Annotated in this window: 21 protein-coding genes; 10 read left to right on the top strand and 11 right to left on the bottom strand. The window is 66.9% G+C overall.

Annotation, left to right across the window (positions count from 1 at the left end; genetic code table 11):
• Positions 1-190: 190 nt before the first annotated feature.
• A complete protein-coding gene (locus tag C9424_RS02170; protein ID WP_116765281.1) occupies positions 191-1,009 on the bottom strand; it encodes an HAD family hydrolase in 819 nt (272 codons plus the stop codon).
• Positions 1,010-1,168: 159 nt separating this feature from the next.
• Between C9424_RS02170 and C9424_RS02165 the strand changes: the two genes are divergently transcribed.
• A complete protein-coding gene (locus C9424_RS02165; RefSeq protein ID WP_116765280.1) occupies positions 1,169-1,441 on the top strand; it encodes a glutaredoxin family protein in 273 nt (90 codons plus the stop codon).
• 73 nt (positions 1,442-1,514) lie between these two features.
• Entirely contained in the window at positions 1,515-2,210 is a 696-nt protein-coding gene (locus tag C9424_RS02160; RefSeq protein WP_116765279.1) for a redox-sensing transcriptional repressor Rex, read from the top strand.
• A 66-nt stretch (positions 2,211-2,276) separates the two neighbouring features.
• Here the strand turns inward: C9424_RS02160 and C9424_RS02155 are convergent, their stop codons facing one another.
• The 3 genes from C9424_RS02155 to C9424_RS02145 all read right to left on the bottom strand — a co-directional run bounded on the left by C9424_RS02155 (position 2,277) and on the right by C9424_RS02145 (position 4,929).
• On the bottom strand, positions 2,277-3,245 hold the full coding sequence (locus C9424_RS02155; RefSeq protein WP_116765278.1) for a Yip1 family protein: 969 nt from the start codon (positions 3,243-3,245) through the stop codon (positions 2,277-2,279).
• Positions 3,246-3,484: 239 nt separating this feature from the next.
• On the bottom strand, positions 3,485-3,880 hold the full coding sequence (locus C9424_RS02150) for a hypothetical protein (protein ID WP_237563243.1): 396 nt from the start codon (positions 3,878-3,880) through the stop codon (positions 3,485-3,487).
• A gap of 500 nt (positions 3,881-4,380) precedes the next feature.
• Positions 4,381-4,929, bottom strand: coding sequence for a YceI family protein (locus tag C9424_RS02145; protein WP_116765276.1), 549 nt, complete (start codon positions 4,927-4,929; stop codon positions 4,381-4,383).
• Positions 4,930-5,142: 213 nt separating this feature from the next.
• Between C9424_RS02145 and C9424_RS02140 the strand changes: the two genes are divergently transcribed.
• Genes C9424_RS02140 through ccsB form a run of 5 tightly spaced genes read left to right on the top strand, consistent with a single transcriptional unit; the run spans position 5,143 to position 10,087 of the window.
• Complete coding sequence (locus C9424_RS02140) at positions 5,143-5,808, top strand: histidine phosphatase family protein (RefSeq protein WP_116765275.1); 666 nt, start codon at positions 5,143-5,145, stop codon at positions 5,806-5,808.
• 2 nt (positions 5,809-5,810) lie between these two features.
• Positions 5,811-6,431, top strand: a complete 621-nt coding sequence (locus tag C9424_RS02135) for a TlpA family protein disulfide reductase (protein WP_116765274.1) — start codon at positions 5,811-5,813, stop codon at positions 6,429-6,431.
• Positions 6,432-6,444: 13 nt separating this feature from the next.
• Positions 6,445-7,200 (top strand): cytochrome c biogenesis CcdA family protein, encoded by a 756-nt coding sequence (locus C9424_RS02130; protein WP_116765273.1) that lies wholly within the window; start codon positions 6,445-6,447, stop codon positions 7,198-7,200.
• The gene (gene resB, locus C9424_RS02125; protein ID WP_116765272.1) at positions 7,200-8,975 is read left to right on the top strand and encodes a cytochrome c biogenesis protein ResB; all 1,776 of its coding nucleotides are present in this window, start codon (positions 7,200-7,202) and stop codon (positions 8,973-8,975) included. Before C9424_RS02130 ends, resB begins: the two co-directional genes overlap by 1 nt.
• Positions 8,975-10,087, top strand: a complete 1,113-nt coding sequence (gene ccsB, locus C9424_RS02120; protein WP_202615732.1) for a c-type cytochrome biogenesis protein CcsB — start codon at positions 8,975-8,977, stop codon at positions 10,085-10,087. Before resB ends, ccsB begins: the two co-directional genes overlap by 1 nt.
• 192 nt (positions 10,088-10,279) lie before the next feature.
• Here the strand turns inward: ccsB and C9424_RS02115 are convergent, their stop codons facing one another.
• Both C9424_RS02115 and C9424_RS02110 read right to left on the bottom strand, forming a co-directional pair.
• The gene (locus tag C9424_RS02115) at positions 10,280-11,269 is read right to left on the bottom strand and encodes a hypothetical protein (protein ID WP_237563242.1); all 990 of its coding nucleotides are present in this window, start codon (positions 11,267-11,269) and stop codon (positions 10,280-10,282) included.
• A gap of 225 nt (positions 11,270-11,494) precedes the next feature.
• The gene (locus C9424_RS02110) at positions 11,495-11,923 is read right to left on the bottom strand and encodes a PLD nuclease N-terminal domain-containing protein (protein ID WP_091251080.1); all 429 of its coding nucleotides are present in this window, start codon (positions 11,921-11,923) and stop codon (positions 11,495-11,497) included.
• 165 nt (positions 11,924-12,088) lie between these two features.
• Here C9424_RS02110 and C9424_RS02105 point away from each other — a divergent pair, with 165 nt between their 5' ends.
• Positions 12,089-12,397, top strand: coding sequence for a DUF4229 domain-containing protein (locus C9424_RS02105; RefSeq protein ID WP_116765271.1), 309 nt, complete (start codon positions 12,089-12,091; stop codon positions 12,395-12,397).
• Positions 12,398-12,492: 95 nt separating this feature from the next.
• Here the strand turns inward: C9424_RS02105 and C9424_RS02100 are convergent, their stop codons facing one another.
• From C9424_RS02100 to C9424_RS02080, 5 genes are all read right to left on the bottom strand, one after another.
• On the bottom strand, positions 12,493-13,374 hold the full coding sequence (locus C9424_RS02100) for a 1,4-dihydroxy-2-naphthoate polyprenyltransferase (protein WP_116765270.1): 882 nt from the start codon (positions 13,372-13,374) through the stop codon (positions 12,493-12,495).
• Positions 13,375-13,448: 74 nt separating this feature from the next.
• Positions 13,449-14,609, bottom strand: a complete 1,161-nt coding sequence (locus C9424_RS02095; protein ID WP_237563241.1) for an AMP-binding protein — start codon at positions 14,607-14,609, stop codon at positions 13,449-13,451.
• A gap of 8 nt (positions 14,610-14,617) precedes the next feature.
• Positions 14,618-15,571 (bottom strand): 1,4-dihydroxy-2-naphthoyl-CoA synthase, encoded by a 954-nt coding sequence (locus C9424_RS02090; RefSeq protein ID WP_116765269.1) that lies wholly within the window; start codon positions 15,569-15,571, stop codon positions 14,618-14,620.
• 21 nt (positions 15,572-15,592) lie between these two features.
• Complete coding sequence (locus tag C9424_RS02085) at positions 15,593-16,033, bottom strand: VOC family protein (protein WP_116765268.1); 441 nt, start codon at positions 16,031-16,033, stop codon at positions 15,593-15,595.
• 83 nt (positions 16,034-16,116) lie between these two features.
• Positions 16,117-16,878, bottom strand: a complete 762-nt coding sequence (locus tag C9424_RS02080; RefSeq protein ID WP_116765267.1) for a CPBP family intramembrane glutamic endopeptidase — start codon at positions 16,876-16,878, stop codon at positions 16,117-16,119.
• A gap of 144 nt (positions 16,879-17,022) precedes the next feature.
• On the opposite strand from C9424_RS02080, the gene C9424_RS02075 reads away from it, so the two are divergent.
• Together C9424_RS02075 and C9424_RS02070 are read left to right on the top strand one after the other, a co-directional pair.
• The gene (locus C9424_RS02075; protein ID WP_116765266.1) at positions 17,023-18,720 is read left to right on the top strand and encodes an ABC-F family ATP-binding cassette domain-containing protein; all 1,698 of its coding nucleotides are present in this window, start codon (positions 17,023-17,025) and stop codon (positions 18,718-18,720) included.
• Positions 18,721-18,950: 230 nt separating this feature from the next.
• A complete protein-coding gene (locus C9424_RS02070) occupies positions 18,951-20,411 on the top strand; it encodes an amino acid permease (protein ID WP_116765265.1) in 1,461 nt (486 codons plus the stop codon).
• Positions 20,412-20,460: the final 49 nt, after the last annotated feature.

The raw sequence follows: 20,460 nt of genomic DNA, 5'->3' as shown, positions 1-20,460 counted from the left end.
ACTTCGCACTGCATGAAATGCCCGTTGCCTTCCAGGTGGCGGGCATTTTCTTGCCTTTGTGCGGGCGGGCAGGGATTTTGCGCCGGAAACGGGCACGGGCTGCGGAACCGGGCGCAGGCTACGGGACCGGACGACGGCGGGCCGGATCCGCGCCGCGCGCGACCGGAACCGCGGCGGAAAGGTCTGGAGCTTAGCGGCCGGGGCCGCGGAAGCGGGAGAACCCCCGCCACAGGCCGTAGATGGCCCCGCCCACCGTGGCGGCCTTGAACCCCAGAGTGGCAGCGCGCCGGCCGGAGCGGAAATCGTAGACCGGCCAGTTGTGCTCGCGGGCGTAACGGCGCAGCTTGGAGTCGGGATTGATGGCGACGGGGTGTCCCACCATGCTCAGGAGCGGGATGTCGTTGTGGGAATCGCTGTAGGCCCAGCAGCGGCCAAGGTCCAGGCCCTGGTCCTCGGCGATTTCGCGGACCGCCACCGCCTTGGCCGGGCCATGGAGGATTTCGCCCACGAGCTGTCCGGTGTAGGAGCCGTCCAGGATCTCGCCCACAGTGCCCAGCGCCCCGGTCAGGCCCAGCCGGCTGGCAATAACGTTCGCCACCTCGACCGGTGTCGCCGTGACGAGCCAAACCTTGCGCCCGACCCGGAGGTGCTGCTCGGCCAGGGCTTTGGCCCCTGGCCAGATCCGTGACTCGATCATCTCGTCATAGACCTCTTCGCCCAGGGCCTCGATATCCTTCGCCGTGATGCCGGCGGCGAGGGACAGGGCGGAATCCCGGACGGCATGGACATCGTCCATGTTTTCGCCGCGCAGGATGAACATGAACTGCTTCCAGGCGAAGCCGGCAGCCTGCCACAGGGTGAAAGCGCCGCGCTGGTGCAGTTTGCGTGCCACGTGGAAAAGGCTTGCGCCCTTCATGAGGGTGTTGTCGACGTCGAAGAACGCGGCCTCGCCGTGCTGCGGCGTTGCAGCGGGCTCGCTGGCCACAGCGACGTTTTTCTCCTCGGGCATGCCACGAGTCTAGTCAATGACCGGCCCCGGACCGCCCGCGGGGCGCGCGACGCGGCGGCAGGACTGCATGACGGCCCCCAAGCGCCGCCGCCGGTGTTGTCCCCATGAGGGGAGTGCAGCGCGTCGACGCCGACGCGCCCGCCGGGCTACGGTGGATCCATGGCCACACCCGCGTCTTTCCCCGATGTAGTTCTGATCACCAAAGCTAACTGTCACCTGTGCACGGAGGCGCGCGCCGCCGTCGCCCGCGTCACTGCTGCCCTCGGGATCGGTTGGACGGAGCAATCCGTGGACGACGACGCCGGGCTGCGCGACCGCTTCGCGGAGGAGATCCCGGTGGTGCTGGTGGACGGCGTGCAGCGGGATTTCTGGAAGATCGACGAGGCCCGCCTGACACGGACGCTTCAGCGGGCCCTCGGACAACAGCCCTGACGCCTGGTGCTTTGTTGCGTGATGCGCGGGGGCTCTAGAGTGGGAAGCACAACGCGACGCAATGGAGCAGATAGTGACTTCGCTGGATTCATCTCCCGAGGCTGTTCCCGGGGGAGCCGGGACTGCCGCCAAACAGATTCCGCCCGCGGCCGTGGCGCGGCTGACCATTTATCTGCGCGCCCTGACCACACTGCTGGCTGAAGGGGTGGACCGGGTCTCGTCCGAGTCCCTGGCCGAGGCCTCCGGGGTTAGTTCCTCGACGCTGCGCAAGGACCTCTCCTATGTTGGCTCCTACGGAACGCGGGGCGTGGGGTACGAGGTCCAGTACCTCAACCGGCACATCGCGGCCGCCCTCGGGCTGACGCATGACTGGAAGGTCGCAATCGTCGGTGCGGGCAACCTGGGCAAGGCCTTGGCCCGGTACGGCGGATTCGAGTCGCGGGGCTTTGACATCGTGGCAATTTTCGACGCCGATCAGATGGTGGTGGGTAGCGAAGTCGGCTGGCTGCGCGTCAGCGACGCCGCGGACCTTGAGCCGGTATTGCAACGGACGGGCGCCAACATGGTGGTCCTAGCCCTGCCCGCCGCGGTGGCCCAGGATGTCTGCGACCGCGTGATTGCCGCCGGTGTGCGGAGCATCCTCAGCTTCGCCCCGGTGATGCTGCAGGTCCCGCCGGGGGTCAACCTCCGCAAGGTCGACATGGCAACTGAACTGCAGATCCTGGCCTATCACGCACAACGGGCGCAGGACCCGGAGGACGCCGACTAGGTTCGGCCAGGTCCTCCGGCTCCCGCGCCCGTTGGGCAGTTCCCTGTTGGGGAATCCTTGGTTCAGCTACTTCCCGAAGGGGGCGCCGGGACGCCCGTAGGGGTTGGCAAAGGGTTGCCGCTTCTGGAAATAGGGCGACGCCGCGGGCAGGTACAGCAGCACGATGGCCGCAATGCCGAGCAGCGCGGCCAAGGTGGCGAGGCTGAACGGGAAGAGGTTGAGGATCGACAGCGCAGCAAACACCGTGCCCAAAATACGGGCCCAGTTATTGCCCTTGCGGACATTGAACGCGACGAGGGCGTACAGCCCGGCGGTGATCACGGCGATCACCACGATGGTGCCGATCAGGACACCTTTGAGGGACTCGAAATCGACCTTCGTGCCGCTTGTTGCCATCTGCTGCTCGAACAGGTCCCGAACGGCGGGGCTGTCCAGGGTGCCCAAGGACAGCAGCATGGAAATCACCCACACCGCGCCTGCCGCGATGATCAGCCAGAACGAGGTGTTGACGAGCTGGGGAACGGGGCCAGCAGCCTGAGGCTGCTCGGACGGGTACTGGGCGTAGGGGGACTGGCCGTACTGCGGGGCATTCTGGCCATACTGCGGTGCGTTTTGGCCGTAGGCCGGGGGCGTCTGCTGGCCATACTGCGGGGTTTGCGGGGCGTTTTGGCCGTAGGCCGGCGGGGTCTGCTGGCCATACTGCGGAGTCTGCGGGGCGTTTTGGCCGTAGGCCGGGGGCGTCTGCTGGCCATACTGCGGAGTCTGCGGGGCGTTTTGGCCGTAGGCCGGGGGCGTCTGCTGGCCGTACTGCGGAGTCTGCGGGGCGTTTTGGCCGTAGGCCGGCGGGGTCTGCTGGCCATACTGCGGTGCGTTCTGGCCGTACTGCGGAGCCTGCGGTGCGTTCTGGCCGTAGGCCGGGGGCGTCTGCTGGTCGTACTGCGGGGTCTGCGGCGCGTTCTGACCGTTGGCAGGGGTGGACTCCCCTCCCGGCTCGGAGCCGTTGGGAGGTGAAGGCTGGACTGGAGGGTTGCTCATGAAGCGGTCCTTTGCGAGTCGATCACGGAATCGGCCACCGGGACCAGCGATCCTGCCCTGCCCCCAGCATGGTTTAGCTCCACCGTACCGCGGGCCGGCCGCCGTGCGGATCATTCCGAAGAGGTATTCTCAACCCTCGTTCGACCCCCGGCTGTGCCGCGGCTGGACGGCAAGCGGGACGGGCGGTCGGGCCGCGCGCACGCCACTGCCATCAGACGGAATCCCGGGGCGCGGCAGGCCTAGATTCGGCCCCGATGGGCGACAAACCAAGCCTGTGAATTTGGCAGCCACATGAGCACGGTTGCCGCCAGGCTGATGAAGAAGCCCGGCAGGCCTCCTCCGCCCCGACCGGCAGCGACACCGGCACTAACGATGGCCAGCACCAAGGAGATGCCAACAAGGACCGTGAGGGCGAAGCGGGCCCACTCCCGGCCCTCCTTCATCTTCATGGCCAGGATGATCTGGGCAGTCGCCAGCACGAGGGCCACCAACACCAGGACGAACACCAGGAGCCCGAGGGGCGGCGCAAAGGCGATGATGACAAAGGACCCGAACAAACCAATGATTCCGCCGAGGATGCCCAGAAGCCCGCCGATGAGCCAGATCCAGTACGAGACCTTCAGCTCTGTGGGCATTGCGGTGACCTTAAACATGCCGGACAGGCCGCCCGCGGGCAATGCATCGCTAAAGCTTCTCGGGCGGTCCGCAGGCATCTCGAAGCGGAATCCGCCCGTAGGCGCCGGCTGCCCCTGGTAGCCCGGCGGCGGTGCCTGGTACCCGGGTGGAGGTGCCTCATAGCCCGGCGGCGGTGCCTGGTAGCCCGGCGGGGGCGGCTGATAACCCGGCGGCGGCGCCTGGTAGCCCGGCGGCTGCTCCGGGCCGGCCGGCGGGACACTGCCCGGCGGCGGCGGGGGATGGGCACCTGGCTGCTGCGGCGGTACATCACTCGGGTTGCTCATGGCTCTCACTGTAGACCGGCGATTCCCTGTTATCTAGGGAATCCGAGGCCCGCCGCGGCCCGCGAAGCAACTGCAGAAAAATGGCGGAAACAACGGCGCCCTGCTACATCGCGAAGATGAAGCAGGGCGCCGGAACCGGCCACCCGGCGTCGGGCGGCCAGCGGGGAGAGTAGTGGCTATGCCGCGGGAGCGATGAAGGCCAGTTCCAGGTTGATGGCAACCTTGTCGCTGACCAGCACGCCGCCGGCTTCGAGGACTGCGTTCCACGTCAGGCCGAAGTCCTTCCGGCTGATGGTGGTTTCGGCGGTGAGTCCGGCGCGGGTGTTGCCGAACGGATCGACGGCCACGCCGTTGAACTCGGTCTCGAGGGCCACCGGGTGGGTGATGCCCTTGATGGTGAGGTCGCCCTGGAGTTCGTAGGCGTCGCCCTTGGGGACGATGGTGTTGGAGACGAAGGAGATCTCCGGGAACTTCTCGACGTCGAAGAAGTCCTCGCCGCGGACGTGGCCGTCGCGGTTGGCATCGCCGGAGTCGAAGCTCGCGGTCTTGATCGAGGCGCTCACCTTGGAGTCGGTGACGTTCTCGGAGAGGTCCAGCGTGGCTGCGGCGTCGGTGAACTGGCCGCGGACCTTGCTGATGCCTGCGTGGCGGACGGTGAACCCGATCTCGCTGTGCGACGGGTCGAGGGTCCAGGTGCCGGTGGTGACGTTTGCGGGAAGTGCCATGGTGATGCTCCTTGAGTCGGGTGGGTCCTGCTGCGGTTCGTCTGATCGTTACTTGAAACCTCATTGGTTGAAATCTCAACTAACTGCTTCACTCAGTATAAACATGCATTTGCATCTTTTATTCCAACTCCAGGGAACATTTTTCAAAACTCGTCAGTTCTACCTTCCGTAGAAGATTTCAGATCGACCGTCATCTTTGAGAAACTGGTAGACATGCCCCAAGCCACTGTTCATTTGCTCCGCCACGGCGAGGTCCACAATCCCGATGGTGTCCTGTACGGCAGGCTGCCGGAATTCCACCTCTCCGAACTCGGCCGGGAGATGGCCCGCACGCTGGCCGAACACTTCAGCGAGCGGTCCGAACAAGGGGCCCGGATCGTCCACCTGGCGGCGTCGCCGCTGGCCCGGGCGCAGGAGACTGCCCAGCCGATTGCCGCAGCCTTGGGCCTTGAGATCGCCACCGACGCCCGCATTATCGAAGCGGCCAATTACTTTGAGGGGCTCCACGTCTCCAAGGCGGAGCTGCTCCGGCCCAAGCACTGGACCAAGCTGTACAACCCGCTCCGGCCGTCGTGGGGCGAGCCCTACAAGGAGCAGGCTGCGCGGGTCATCGCGGCGGTCCACGACGCACGCGTCCGGGCGATCGAGCTTGGCGGCGACGGGGCCGAAGCCATCCTGGTCAGCCACCAGCTGCCCATCTGGGCCACGCGGCTCAGCGCCGAGGGCCGCCCGCTGTGGCATGATCCGCGGAAGCGCGAGTGCACGCTGACCTCGCTGACGTCCCTGGTGTTCGACGACGCCGGCGTGCTTGTACGGGTTGACTACAGCGAGCCCGCTGCCGCCCTCTTGCCCGGTGCCGCCAGCACCCCGGGAGCCTGACCATGGCAGAGAACCGACGTGCCGGGGCTCCGCTGTCCCGCCGCAACGTCCTGACGGCCGGCGGGGCCGCCCTCGCCGCAGTATTCGGGCTGTCCGGCTGCGCCCAGGACGATGCCCTCGCCAAGCAGGCCAAGGCCGGGGACAACAAGAACTATGTGGCCGGCGACGGATCCGTGACCGAATTCGCCGTCGCGGACCGCAAGAGTCCCGTGGAGCTCAAGGGGACGCTGTTCGACGGCACCGCCGTCACCTCGGCGGACTTCACCGGCAAAGTCACCGTGCTGAACTTCTGGTTCGCCGCGTGCGCCCCCTGCCGGGTCGAAGCGCCCACCCTTGAGTCGCTGCACCAGGAATTCAAGAACCAGGGCGTGCAGTTCTTCGGCGTCAACCTGCGCGACGAGAAACCCACGGCCGACGCGTTCGACCAGACCTTCAAACTGACTTACCCAAGCTTCAACGACAAAGACGGCGCCGTACTGCTGGCCGTCTCCGGTCTCGTGCCGCCCGGCGCTGTGCCCACCACCCTCGTGCTGGACAAGCAGGGCCGCGTCGCGTCCCGGGTGCTCGGCGAAATCCAGCAGGGCACCCTTAAATCCCTCATCGCCGCCGCCGTGGCCGAGTAGCTCGGTCCACACCGTGAACAGCCCCTTCGCCGAAGCCATCCTGAACGGATCGCTCCTGCTGGCCATTCCCGTTGCCCTCCTGGCCGGATTTGTCTCCTTCCTCTCTCCCTGCGTCCTTCCGCTCGTCCCCGGATACCTCGGCTACGTCACCGGGCTGACCGGCGTCGACCTGCAGAAGCAAAGGCGCGGCCGCATGCTGGCCGGGATCGGGCTCTTCGTCCTGGGCTTCTCCGTGATCTTCGTGCTGCTTGGCGGGGCGTTCGGGCAGCTGGGCAGCCTCATCACCGGCTCGCAGAACAAGTGGATCACCCAGTTGCTGGGTATCCTGGTGATCATCATGGGCGTGGTGTTCATGGGCGGCTTCGGCTGGCTGCAACGCGATGCCAAGATCCATGCCAAACCCCCGGCCGGCCTATGGGGTGCGCCCTTGCTCGGCATCACCTTTGGGCTGGGCTGGGCCCCGTGCATCGGTCCCACCTATTCCGCCGTCCAACTGCTCAGCCTCTCCGGCGGCTCGTCCGCGGCGAAGGGGGCGTTCCTGGCCTTCGTGTATAGCCTTGGGCTGGGTATCCCGTTCCTGCTGATCGCGCTGGCTGTGCGCCGCGGCATTGGCGTGATGTCCTTCTTCCGCAAGCACCGGCTCGCCATCCAGCGCACCGGCGGCGGCATCCTGATCCTGCTCGGCGTCCTGATGGCCAGCGGCGTGTGGGGTACCTGGGTCTCCGGGTTGCAGTACTGGTTCCAAACCGATGTGAAATTGCCGATCTGATGAGCGAGCGCGTGAACGTAAAGAAGAAGAAGTCCCCCAAGTCCGAGGCCGTCATGCCCTCGCTGGGTCCGTTGGGCATGCTCCGCTGGGCGTGGACGCAGCTGACCAGCATGCGCACGGCCCTGTTCCTGCTCCTGCTGCTGGCCGTCGCCGCCGTGCCCGGCTCGCTGTTCCCTCAGCGGCCCGCCAACCCGTCGATTGTCACGCAGTACATCCAGGACCACCCGGACTACGGCAAGATCCTGGACTCGGTCCAGCTCTACGACGTCTACTCTTCGGCGTGGTTTTCCGCGATCTACCTCCTGCTGTTCATCTCGCTGATCGGCTGCGTGATCCCGCGTGCCATCGCGCACTACAAAGCGATGCGCTCCCAGCCTCCGCGCACCCCGGCACGGCTGTCCCGCCTCCCCGAATACGGCACCCTGGTGATTCCGGCCGACGCCGGGATCCCGGCGTCGGCGGCTATCTCCGACGCCGCGGAGCTGCTGAAAAAGCGCGGATACCGGGTGGATGTCCGGGACCGCGATGGCGAGCGGCCCTCCCTCGGGGCCGAGCGCGGCTTCCTGAAGGAAGTCGGCAACCTCGTCTTCCACACCGCGCTGATCGGGGTGCTGGTCTCGGTGGCGGCCGGCGGCCTCTTCGGCTACAGCGGTCAGCGGATCCTGGTGGAGGGCGACACCTTCGTCAACACCCTGGTCGGCTATGACCAGTTCACGCCCGGCACGAACTTCCAGAGCAGCCAGCTTCAGCCGTATTCCGTCCAGCTGGATAAGTTCGACATCACCTTCGACCGCGAATCCAAGGGCAAGTTCGGACAGCCCATCGATTTCACCGCCGAAGTGACCACGAAGGAAAACCCGGACGCGCCGGCCAAGAAGGAATTGCTCAAAGTCAACGACCCCCTGAGCCTCGGCGGCACCAGCGTGTACCTCACGGGCAACGGCTACGCCCCCGTGGTCACCGTCCGCGACGCCGCCGGGAACATCGCCATGCAGGGGCCCGTGGTCGCCAAACTCCAGGGCGAGAACTACTACTCTTCCGTGGTCATCAAAGTCCCGGACGCCAAGCCCGAGCAGCTCGCGTTCGCCGGGTTCTTCCTGCCGACGGCCTTCATCACCGACAAGGGCGTATCCTTCAGCGGTGATCCGGAGCTCATCAACCCGCAGCTGACCCTGAACTCGTACTTCGGCGACCTCGGCCTGAACGCGGGGGCCCCGCAGAACGTGTTCGAACTCGACGTCAAGAAGCTGACGCCGCTCAATGCGCGGAACCTGCCCACCAAGGGCATCGTCCTGGCGCCCGGGAGCAGCTACACGTTGCCCGACGGCAAGGGCTCCATCAGCTTCGACGGCGTGAAGCGCTACGTCGGCGTGGACATCCACCACAACCCCGGCCAGCTCTACGCCCTGATCTTCGCGCTCCTGGCCGTCGCCGGGCTGGTCACCTCGCTCTACGTGAACCGCCGCCGCGTCTGGGTCCGGACCGGCACCCACGAGGACGGCCGCACCATGGTGGAATACGGTCTCCTGGCCCGCGGCGAGGACCACCGCCTGGCCGGGGAAGCCGCGGCCATCCGCAAACTCCTGTCCAGCGAATGGCTGCTGGGCGAGGACGCCGCGCCCGGTTCCCAGCCCGCTCCCAGCAGGACGGCGGATAATGACCGGGCAGATACCGCCGAGAGCGGTGCCGGCGGCACGGACGCCTCCCCTGAACACCCCGCAGAAGACTTCATTCAGTCAACAGCCGGCTCCTCTGAGTCGAAGAAGGATCAGTAATGCTGTTCTCGATCAACGAAACCATGGGCCAGTACAGCGAGCTCTTCATGCTGCTGGCCGCCGGCACATACACAGTGGCCTTCATCGCCTTCGCCTGGGACCTGGCCAAGAGCAGCAAGACGCTGCGCGCGGTGGACCTCAAGGCGGCGGAACTCTCCGGCCAGTCGACCGAGGCCGCGCGCGTCCCCGTCGGCGTCGGTGCGGGGGCCGCCGGAGGCGACGCCGACCGCGCCGATTCGGATGTCAGCGGACCCGTGGGCCGCGCCGAACGTCCGACGTCGTCCTCCTCCGGCCGTAGCGGCGCGGCAGGGGCCGGCTACACCGCCGACGGCAGCATGCGCTACGGCGGCGAGCGGCGGGTCCCCGCGCGGGTGGCTGTCGCGCTGACCGTCCTGGGCGCCGCAATCCATGCTGCCGGCGTGATCACCCGTGCGCTCGGCGCGGGCCGGGTGCCGTGGGGCAACATGTACGAATTCCTCACCACCGGTGCCTTCGTGGCCGTCGCCGTCTTCCTGCTGGTCCTGATCCGCCGCGACCTGCGCTTCCTGGGCACGTTCGTGATCGGCCTGGCGATCATCATGCTCGTTGCGGCCTCCATCGCCTTCTGGACGCCCGTGGGGCACCTCGTGCCCGCTCTGCAGAGCTACTGGCTGATCATCCACGTCTCGATCGCGGTGATGTCCTCTGCCCTGTTCACCCTGACCTTCGCCATGTCCGCGCTGCAGCTCGTGCAGTCGCACCGGCAGAAGACCATCGCCGCGGGAGGTGCCGACAAGCTGGGATTCATGCGCCTCGTGCCGAACGCCCTGAGCCTGGAGAACCTGTCCTACCGCATCAACGCCATCGCGTTCGTCGGCTGGACGTTCACGCTCATGTTCGGCGCCATCTGGGCGGAGAAGGCCTGGGGCCGGTTCTGGGGCTGGGACACGAAGGAAGTCTGGACCTTCGTGATCTGGGTGGTTTACGCCGGCTACCTGCACGCCCGCGCGACCCGTGGCTGGACCGGAACCCGCGCCGCCTGGCTCTCGATCGTCGGCTACCTGTGCGTGGTCTTCAACTTCACGATCGTGAACCAGTTCTTCAACGGCCTGCACTCCTACTCGGGGCTGTAGACCGCACCCCAGAGCCACAAGGCTTCCGCGATCCGCCACGAATGGCCGCCAAGCTACCGCGTTTGGCGGCCATTCGTGTCAAGTGAGTGCGGTGTGGGTCGGCTGGGGCAGCGCGGCATGGCTCGGCGGCACTGGGCTGCGTCGGCCCCGCACTTCCTCGATTCGCCACAGAAGGCCGCTACGCCACCAGGCTCAGCGGCCATTCGTGTCAAGTGAGTTCGGTGTGGGGTGAGCACGCTGACGTCGCCCCTGCTGTGTAACCGGGGCGGGAGTCCAGCCGCGCTCCGTCAACGCGGCACGCACTCGGGTAACCGCCGCCGGCTCCATCCCCGGGGCGAACGGGGTCAAGTGCCATTGGGTCAATACGACGACGCGCCACCCGGCATCCCTGGCGTTCTCATCCCGGAAGATGTCGCTGCGGCGCTGGGCCGGAGTGGCATGATGCCCGCCGTCGAACTGAATCGCTACCTTTTCTTGCTCGTACGAGAGGTCCGGGTCCTGGATCCAACCGCCGGTCTCGTCGAACATGGGGACGTTGATTCCGGGTTCGGGCAGGCCGTGCCGAATCAGAAGTAGCCGGAGTTCCGTCTCTTTGGGGGAGTCCGTGTCGGCGCGTATCAGGGAGCGGGCACGCATAGCGCGCCGGTAGCCCGCCCTGCCTTGCTTCCCGGCGAGGTATGCGTCCAGCCTGTCGATCGTGGTCAATGGATTTCTCCGCCGTAATAGGAAGTCCCCGGCAATCACCAATTCATCGAGACTCAGTATGCCGGCGAGATCGAACCACGTTCGCAGCGGGGATGTGCAGCTCACCCTGACACCGGACACGATCTCTTCCGGTTCGAGTGACTGCTGATGGCCCACCACATTCTTATGCCGCACAGCGCGCCGGCCCGGTTGACTCGTCAGGTGGACGACGGTCAGGTTCTCCAAGGCGCGCGGCAGGGGGAAGCCCCACAGCACGGCCGCAGACAGATGGCTCACGACTGCGCCCGTCACCGCCGTCAGGGCGTGCACACGTGCCAGCAAACTATTCGGGGCGGCGGCGGTGGCGCGCACTCCGTAACAGGGGCTGGCGAGATCCTGGGCCCGGGTCCGTCGTCGGCTCAGCCCGGCAGCGCGGGCCTCGGCCACGGTGAAGGGTCGATGTCGAAGGTGCGGGGGTAGCTCACTGGGCTCGCGCATATGAGCATTCTGCGCCCGCGTCGAGGAGGCTCGGGCGTTGTCCACAGAGCGGGCCGGGTGTGGGGGAGCAGTGGGCCGTGTGAGCAGCAGCCCCCGAGTGGATGAGTGGCGGCCATTTGCCGGAGATGGCCGCTTTGAGGCCGGGATTCCGGCCATCTGGGGCGAATGGCGGCAGTTAGTATGGCGCGGAGTCGTTGGACCGGGGGAATGAGGGCCGGAGTACTGCTACTTGACCTCGTCGGTGCCTTGCGTGCCGGCGTCGCCTGGTTCGCGGGCATCGCCGGCGCTCTCCGGGCGGCTCGCATCCCCGTTGCCGGCGTCAAGCTTGCGCTCCTTGGCATCGAGTTGGTCCTTGAGCCTCTTGAGCCGGTCGGCCTCGGCCTGGTTGCGGCGGCGGATTTCAAGGTTGCGCAGAAAATCGGGGTCGTCGTCGGGCGCTACGGGGTGGCTGTAGGCGACGGGCGCGGTGTCCGTGGCACGGGGGCGTCCGATCAGGAACCACAGGATGGCGCCGACCACGGGGAGGAGGATCTGCACGAAGATCCAAGCCGTTTTGGAGATCCCCCTGGTCAACCGCTTGTCAGTCCGGATGAGGTCGACAAGTCCATAGACGAATACGACCAGTATGACGATCGGGACCACTACTCGGAGCATATCTTCAGTCTAGCCGTCAAGCGGCCCGACGGCGCCGATCACCGCCCCCGGTCCGTCCCCGGGTCCGGGCACCGGTACTGCTGCCGGGACACGTCAGGGGCGCCGCAGCCGCGGGGAGGTCGGCGGCCGAAGCCGGGCTGCCGTCCTGGCGGCTAAACTTGGGGTGTGGCTTTCCTCAAATACTCCCTGATTCGGTTGGCGCTGTTTGCGCCTCTCTTCGCACTTTTCCTCTACCTGCAGCTGGGGGTGCTCCTGGCCGCGCTGTGCGCCGGGATGATGTCTTTCGCCATCAGCTTCCTGTTCTTCCAGAGGCAGCGCGACGCGGCCACCGCGACGCTCCACCACCGGTTCTCGGGCAAGGCCAAGCCGCTGCGCAGTGCCGGCGAGGTGGCTGATGCCGAGGCCGAAGACCGAATGGTGGATGCGAACCCCGACATTGCCGTCCACACGGACGCCCGCCCCAAAAACTCCTAACAGCGCCGGGCCGGAACCCGCCGGGCCGGAGCGCCGGCCATGACTCGGAAGCAGCGCCGGGCCACGGACTCGAATCCGTTCTTAGAACCAGCGTGCTAGAAGCCGTGACTCAGGACGAGTCCCAGTGAAAACAGTGCCGCGAAGCCGAGGTTGATCAGTCCGGTCTGCTTCAGGACCGGGATGAGGCTCTTCCGGCGCCGCCCGGAGATCATGAGCCAGGACGGCATGAGGCTGGCAGGGATCAGCAGCAGCACAATCAGCATCCACGGCCGGGCCGGGGCCAGGACGATCACCAGCAGGATCGCGACGGCGAGCATCAGCACGTAGCTTTCGCGGGCATGCTTGTCGCCGAGCCGCACGGCCAGGGTTTTCTTTCCGGCCTTCCTGTCGGTCGGGATGTCGCGGACGTTGTTCGCCATCAGCAGGGCGCACGCGATCAGCCCCGTGCCGATCGCCCCGATGATGGCGGCGAGGCTGAGCTGGCCGGCCTGGGTGTAGGTGGTGCCCAGCGTTGCCACGAGGCCGAAGAACACAAACACAAAGACGTCGCCCAGGCCGAGGTAGCCGTACGGGTTCTTGCCGCCCGTGTAGCCCCAGGCGGCCAGCACGCAGCCGATACCAACCAGGATGAGCCACCAAGCCTGCGTGATGATCACCAGGATCAGGCCAAACAGCATCGCCAGCCCGAACGCCGCGAACGCGGCCCGTTTGACGTGTTCGGGCTTGGCCGCGCCGGAGCCCACCAGCCGGAGCGGGCCCACCCGGTCTTCGTCCGTACCGCGGATGCCGTCCGAGTAGTCGTTCGCGTAGTTGACACCGATCTGCAGGAGCAGGGCGACCAGTGCGGCCAGCACGGCGTTCAGCAGGATGAACGAATCCATCTCGTAGGCCGCCGCGCTGCCGATCAGCACCGGCGCAATCGCGGCGGGCAGGGTGCGCAGTCGGGCGCCTTGGATCCATTGTGCGGCTGTGGCCACGGTCAGTACCTCATTGGTTCGTTGAATGCTCGTTGGTTGGTTCGATACCCGGCCGGAAGCCGGAAGCCGCTTGTCTATTTTCCCTGATGCAGGGCATCGAGCAGGACCGTCATGCGGAGGCGGTCCGGCTTGCCGTTGGGCAGCATGAGCAATTCCGCGGCGGGCAGGACCGTTTTAGGCGCCAGCGCACCCAGCGCCGTCCGCCAAGTTTCGTTCCGGCCGTCGGCGAACGCGGCCAGGCCTTCCGGGGAACTGTCGGCCACCGCGACGTATGCGGCCAGGGCGTGGCCCCACTCCGCGGAGGGCACGCCGGCCACGAAGGCGGCGCGCACGCCGTCGAGCTTTTCCAGCTCGGCCTGGACGCGCGCGGCCGAAACCTTCAGGCCGCCGGTGATCACGACGTCGTCGGCCCGCCCGAGCACCGTGAGCCGGCCGTCGGCGTCCAGTTCGCCGAGGTCGTTGGTGCGGTACCAGCGGACGCCGTCCTCGTCGATGAAGGCGCCGGCCGAGAGCTCGGGGGCATCCAGATACCCGGCGGCGACGGTTGCCCCGCCCAGCAGGATGCGGCCGTCTTCCGCCACGCGGACCAGGACGTCTTCGAGCGGGAAGCCGTCGTACACGCACCCGCCGCAGGTCTCGGCCGACCCGTAGGTGGTAACCACCTTGACTCCGGCGTCACGGGCCGCCGCGAGCAGCTCCGGGGCCGCGGGGCCACCGCCGAGCAGGACGGCGTTAAAGCGCCGCAGCACGGCCAGCGTCTCGGCCGAGGGCGAGTCCAGCAGCCGCTGCAGCTGGGTTGGCACCAGCGAGGTGAAACGGATCTTGTCCGTGAGCTCCAAAGCCGCGGCCGTGAAGGCCTCCGGGGTGAAGCCCCCGGACATGTCCATGACCCACGGGCGGGTGCCCGCAAAGAGGGAGCGGACCAGCACCTGCAGGCCGGCCACATACTGCACGGGGAGGGCCAGCAGCCACTGGCCTTCGCCCTTCAGCGCAAAGGCGGTCGCCACCGACGACGCCGCCAGGGCGTCGACGGTGAGGACGGTTGCCTTCGGCGTGCCCGTGGACCCGGACGTCCGCACCACGACGGCTGCGTCCTCGATGCCGGGCGTTGCGGGGAACGCCAGCACCGGAGCGCCGTCGGGCCCGGCGGAGAGTTCGACGGCGGGTCCCTCGCCATGGAGGGCAGCAGCCAGCGCCTTGAGCGCAGGTTCGATGTTGATAGCTCCGGAAGTCACACTGCGCCTTAGAAGTAGTACGGGAATTTGGACCAGTCGGGGTCGCGCTTTTCGAGGAAGGCTTCCTTGCCTTCCACGGCCTCGTCGGTCATGTAGGCCAGACGGGTCGCTTCGCCGGCGAAGACCTGCTGGCCGGCCAGGCCGTCGTCGGCCAGGTTGAATGCGAACTTGAGCATGCGGATGGCCTGCGGGGACTGCCGGGCGATGTCGGCGGCGTACTCCAGCGCGACGTCCTCGAGGCGTTCGTGGTCCACGGCCTCGTTGACCGCGCCCATCCGGACCATGTCTTCGGCGGAATATTCGCGGGCCAGGAAGAAGATTTCCCGGGCGGCCTTCTGGCCGATCTGACGGGCCAGGAGGGCCGAGCCGTAACCGGCGTCGAAGCTTCCCACAGTGGCGTCGGTCTGCTTGAACTTGCCGTGCTGGCGGGAGGCGATGGTGAGGTCCGAGACCACGTGGAGGGAATGCCCGCCGCCGGCTGCCCAGCCGTTGACGACGGCGATCACCACCTTGGGCATGGTGCGCATGAGCCGCTGGACCTCCAGGATGTGGAGCCGGCCGGCGCGGGCGGGGTCGATGGACTCCTTCGTCTCCCCATCGGCGTAGCGGTACCCGTCGCGGCCGCGGATCCGCTGGTCGCCGCCCGAACAGAACGAGTGGCCGCCGTCTTTGGAGGAGGGGCCGTTCCCGGTGAGCAGCACGGTGGCCACGTCCGGGGTCATCCGGGCGTGGTCCATGGCCCGGTAGAGCTCGTCCACGGTGCCGGGCCGGAAGGCGTTGCGGACCTCGGGGCGGTTGAAGGCGATGCGCACGGTGGGCAGGTCCCGGACCGCCTCTCCGTCGGCGGAGCGCTCCACCTGCCGGTGGTAGGTCATGTCCTGGAAGTCGTCGAAACCGGACACGGTGCGCCACCGCTGGGGGTCAAAGACGTCGGATACCTTGGCGGGGATTTCGTTGCTCACAGTCCGAGTCTAGTAATCGGCTCAGCTGATGCAGAACTCGTTGCCCTCCGGGTCCGCCATGGTGTGCCATTCGTGCGGTCCCTGGCGGGCCGTCCAGAGGAATGTGGCGCCGCGTGCCTCCAGGGCAGCGCGCACCTCATCCTTGTCCGCGCCGGCGAGCCGCACGTCCCAATGGACCCGGTTCTTGACGGACTTTGGTTCCGGGACCGTCTGGAACAGGATGCGGCGGGCGGGCGCTGTGGCGTCGAGTTCTTCGGGCGGCCGGATGGCGGCGCCGGCACCCCACACGAGTTTGCCGTGATGAGTCCGGGTTTCCGCATCCGTCGCGAAACCCTGCTCGATCATGGAGCGGATGAAGCCCTCATCCTGCGGCTCCACGGCCCAGTCCAGGGTTTCGGCCCACCAGTCGGCGAGCCCGTGCGGGTCGATGCAGTCCACCACGATCTGAATGTTCAGTGTCATGGGAAGAACCTACGACGCCGGGGGCCGCGACGGAAGGTGCCCGGGCCGCGCGGTAGGTGCCCGGTCTCCCCGCGTTGTTTCGCCTAGCCCTGGATCCGCTGCAGCTGTTCGAGGACCTCCGGCGGAATCGCGTAGATGAAGACCACCGCCAGAAGATTCTTGGAGGCGTGGACGAAGTAGGAGAACATCACGTTCTTGCCGGTCCAGACGTACACGAACACCAGGACGGCGCCCATGGCGAGGTACGGCATCAGCACCTGCAGGGTCATCTGCTCCTGGCCCACGATGTGCAGGGCCGCGAACAGGACCACGGACAGGCCGCAGCACAGCCAGAGGTTGACCCGGCGGCTCAGCTTGCCGATCAGCAGGTGGCGGAAGATGTACTCCTCGACGAACGGGCCCACGATCACCAGCAGGGGCACCATGAGCCACACCGGGACCTGCTGCATGAGCGCTTGAAGACCGGCCTGGTTGGCGGAGGTCTGCACCGGCCCGCTGACGGCCACGAACACGGCGGTGAGGATGAGCATCGCCACCACGGTCAGCGGCACCATGAGCGCGGTGAACCAGGGTCTCGTGGCCAGGACGCGGAGGTCCCGCGCGGCAACGCGTCGGGCGGCGGCCAGCGCCAGGATGCCGATGGTTGCGTAGAAGATCAGGTTCACCGTATAGGACGCCACGGCCGGATTGGGGGACAGCCTCAGCAGCAGCGGCGCCAGCAGTTCGCCCGCCACGGCGAAGAATGCGGCCACGGCCACATAGAGTCCGGCAGTGATGAAATCTAGCCGTGAGAACCGGTAAAGCTCCGGCTGCGGCGCCGGCGGTGTGCGGAGAGCTGTACCCATGCCCCCAGCCTAGCGCCGGGGCGCACTGACGCGGTCAAGTACACCATGCGGCAGTCGCCGCGGTACCTCAGCAAGAGTTGACGGTGCGATACTTGAGGACGCAAGCCGCCGCCGGCAGGCTGGGCACATACTTGCGAGGACTCCTTGAGCGAACATCTCCGCCTTTCGGGCGTATCCCATGGTTATGGGGACCGCCAGCTATTTGCCGGCGTCGAACTGGCCATCACAGCCGGTGAACATGTGGCGGTAGTCGGCGAAAACGGCGCGGGCAAATCAACGCTGCTCCGGGTTCTGGCCGGCCTTGAGGCCCCGGACGAGGGCACCGCCGTCAGCCAAGGCCGTGTCGGCTACCTTGCCCAGGCTCATGGCCTGCCCGATCAGTTCACCGTCAGCGACGCGATCGACGCCGCACTGGCATCGCTGCGCGCACTGGAGGCCGAGCTGGACCGGCTGGAGGACGGGCTTGCCGGCGCGGAAGCGGACGAACTGGAGCGCTACGGAAACCTGCAGACGCGGTACCAGCTCAGGGAAGGCTACGCCGCGGAATCCCGGGTGGAGGCGGCGCTGGACAGGCTGGGCCTGGGCGGACTGGATCGGATGCGGACGCTGGGCTCGCTCTCCGGCGGGGAACAGGAACGCGTGGCACTCGCCTGCGTACTGGCCGATCCCGCGGACATCCTCCTCCTGGACGAACCCACCAACCACCTTGACGCCAGCGGCACGGCCTGGCTGGAGGCGCGGCTGGCGGCGCACCGCGGAACCGTGGTGGTGGTTTCCCACGACCGCGTGCTCTTGCGCAAAGTGGCCTCAACCGTGATTGAGGTTGATGCCGAACGCCGGACGGTCAGCCGCTATGGCAACGGATATGAAGGTTACTTGCGGGAGAAGGCTGCCGAACGCCAGCGCTGGGCGCAGCAATACCAGGGGTGGCTGGACGCGATGGCTGCCGAACGGCTCCAGGCGGACACGGTCGCGGGAAGGATGGGCTATGCCCGCCAACGCGACGGCGACAAAATGGGGTTCGACTTCAAGGCCGGCACGTGGCAAAAGGCGGTCACCAGCAAGGTCCGCAATGCCCAGGAGCGTCTCCGCCGGCTGGAGGCCAACCCCATCGACCGTCCCCCGGTGCCCCTGAAGCTGGCAACGGATCTGCAGGCGGACGTTGCGGCGGGTCCCGCTCTTGAAGCAAGCGGGGTGGCCGTGCCCGGCCGCCTGGAGCCCACGGACTTCCGGGTGGAGGCGGGCCAGAAAATCCTCATCACGGGCCCCAATGGTGCAGGCAAGTCCACACTGCTCTCTGTCCTCGCGGGCACGCTGGAACCGGCCAAGGGCACCGTGGTGAGGCACGGCCGGATCGGGTACCTGCAGCAGGAGTTGGAGCTCCCGCGGCGTCCGGCCTTGCGCCTCTTGCCTGCTTTTGCCGCGGGCCTGGGCGGCAACATCGATGAGCACGCCGAGGCACTGCTGCGCCTGGGGCTCTTCCGGACCAGCGAATTCCACGTACCGGTGGGCAGCCTTTCCGCAGGGCAACAACGCAGGCTGGCGCTGGCCCGGCTCCTGCTCGGCGGGTTCGGGACGATGCTCGTGGATGAGCCCACCAACCATCTGGCGCCCGTCCTCGTGGAACAGCTTGAAGCGGCCCTCTCCGACTTCGCAGGGACGCTGGTCATAGTCAGCCATGACCGCGCGCTGGGGGAGTGGTTCAGCGAGTGCGCCCGTGCAAACAGCAGCGGGAACCGCACCGGGCACGGCGTTGAGGCCGGGAACTGGCGCCGGTACGCCATGCGGGACGGCGCCGTGACGCAAGGCAATGATGCGCCGGGATTTACGGACTCCAAATAGAACATTATTCGGCCTTTGAGAAGATCGGGCATCATTAATTAGGCATAGTGCCCGTCTGGTGTTGCCCGCGTCACGGTGCGGCCGGGAATTCTAGTACGATGGATGAGCCGCGCGAAGCTTTGACTTTGTGAGGTTCGGTACACGCTGCCGCCCCGCCGGGGCAAACCCGCATGTTGTGTAACCGAATCCCGGTCCCGTCCCGGCCCTAATCCGACCTGCAAGGAACTGTTGTGCCACAAAGTACTTCCACCGAACTTCAGAGCGCGCCGGCGCAACCCGCCGTCGTCGACTCGACTCTCAGCGCCGAGGGCTACAAGAAGACCCTGAGCGGCCGCCACGTGACGATGATCTCGATGGGCGGCGCAATCGGCGTCGGCCTGTTCATGGGAGCCGGCGGACGCCTGGCCTCCACCGGCCCCGCGCTGATCTTCTCCTACGCCATTGCCGGCGTGATCGCCTACCTGCTGATGCGGGCCCTCGGCGAGCTCATCATGTACCGGCAGACCTCGGGCTCCTTCGTCAGCTACGCCGGCGAAATGTTCGGCAAGAAGGGCGCCTTCATCTCCGGCTGGATGTACTTCATCAACTGGGGCATGACCGGGATCGCGGAACTGATCGCGATCGGCCTGTACTTCCAGTTCTTCTTCCCCAACGTGCCGGTGGAAGCCTCCGCGATTGCGGCGCTCGCGCTGCTGGTGGCCGTGAACCTGTTCAGCGTCAAGGCGTTCGGCGAGTTCGAATTCTGGGCGTCCTGCCTCAAGGTCGGCGCCATCCTGATCTTCCTGGCTGTGGGCACCTTCATGGTGGTCACCAACGCCAAGGTGGGCGCGGGCCACGCCTCGGTGGCCAACCTCTTTGCCGACGACGGCGGGATGTTCCCCAAGGGCGCCCTTGTCATGGTCCTGGTGCTGAACGCCGTGATCTTCGCGTACAACGGCATCGAACTCGTCGGCATCACCGCCGGCGAGATGGAAAACGCCAAGCGCGAAGTGCCCAAGGCGATCCGCGCCGTCGTACTGCGCATTGTGGTCTTCTACGTCGGTTCCGTACTGCTGCTGGCCATGCTGCTGCCGTCGGACCAGTACAAGGCCGGCGTGTCCCCGTTCGTCACCGTCTTCGGCCAGATGGGCCTTGGCTGGGTGGGCGACGTCATGAACATGATCGTCATCACCGCCGCTCTGTCCTCCTGCAACTCGGGCCTGTACTCGATCGGCCGAGTCTTCCGCACCATGGCCAACAACGGACATGCCCCGCAGTGGCTCACCAGGATGTCCAAGCGGCACGTGCCGTACGCGGCCATCCTCGCCATCGCCGCCTTCTACCTGGTGGGCATCCTGCTGAACATCTGGCTGGGCGGCTCGCACGCCTTCGACCTCGCGCTGAACACCGCCTCGATCGGCGTGATCTTCACGTGGGGCGCCATCTTCGCCAGCCAGATCGCGCTGCGCCACCAGAAGGGCCGCGTCTCCAGCCTCCCGATGCCGGGCTCGCCGTGGACCAGCTGGGCCGGACTGCTCGCGCTCCTGGCGATCACCGTGCTGATCGGCTTCGATACCATGACCAGCAAGACCGGCGAGGTCTTCCACCTCGGCCTGTGGACCCTCGCCACCGTTCCGTTCTTCGCCCTCATGCTGTGGATGGGCTGGCAGAAGGTCAAGCACAACGCACCCAAGAGCGAGCTCTACAGCTAGGAGCCGCCGCTGGTGCCCATCGATTGCTCCGTAACCGCCCTTCTGGAAC

The organism is Arthrobacter sp. H-02-3 (genome assembly GCF_003097355.1).
GTDB classification, from domain to species: Bacteria; Actinomycetota; Actinomycetes; order Actinomycetales; family Micrococcaceae; genus Arthrobacter; species Arthrobacter humicola.
The sequence above is the reverse complement of the archived record's forward strand: the minus strand, read 5'-3'. Positions and strand labels throughout refer to the sequence as shown.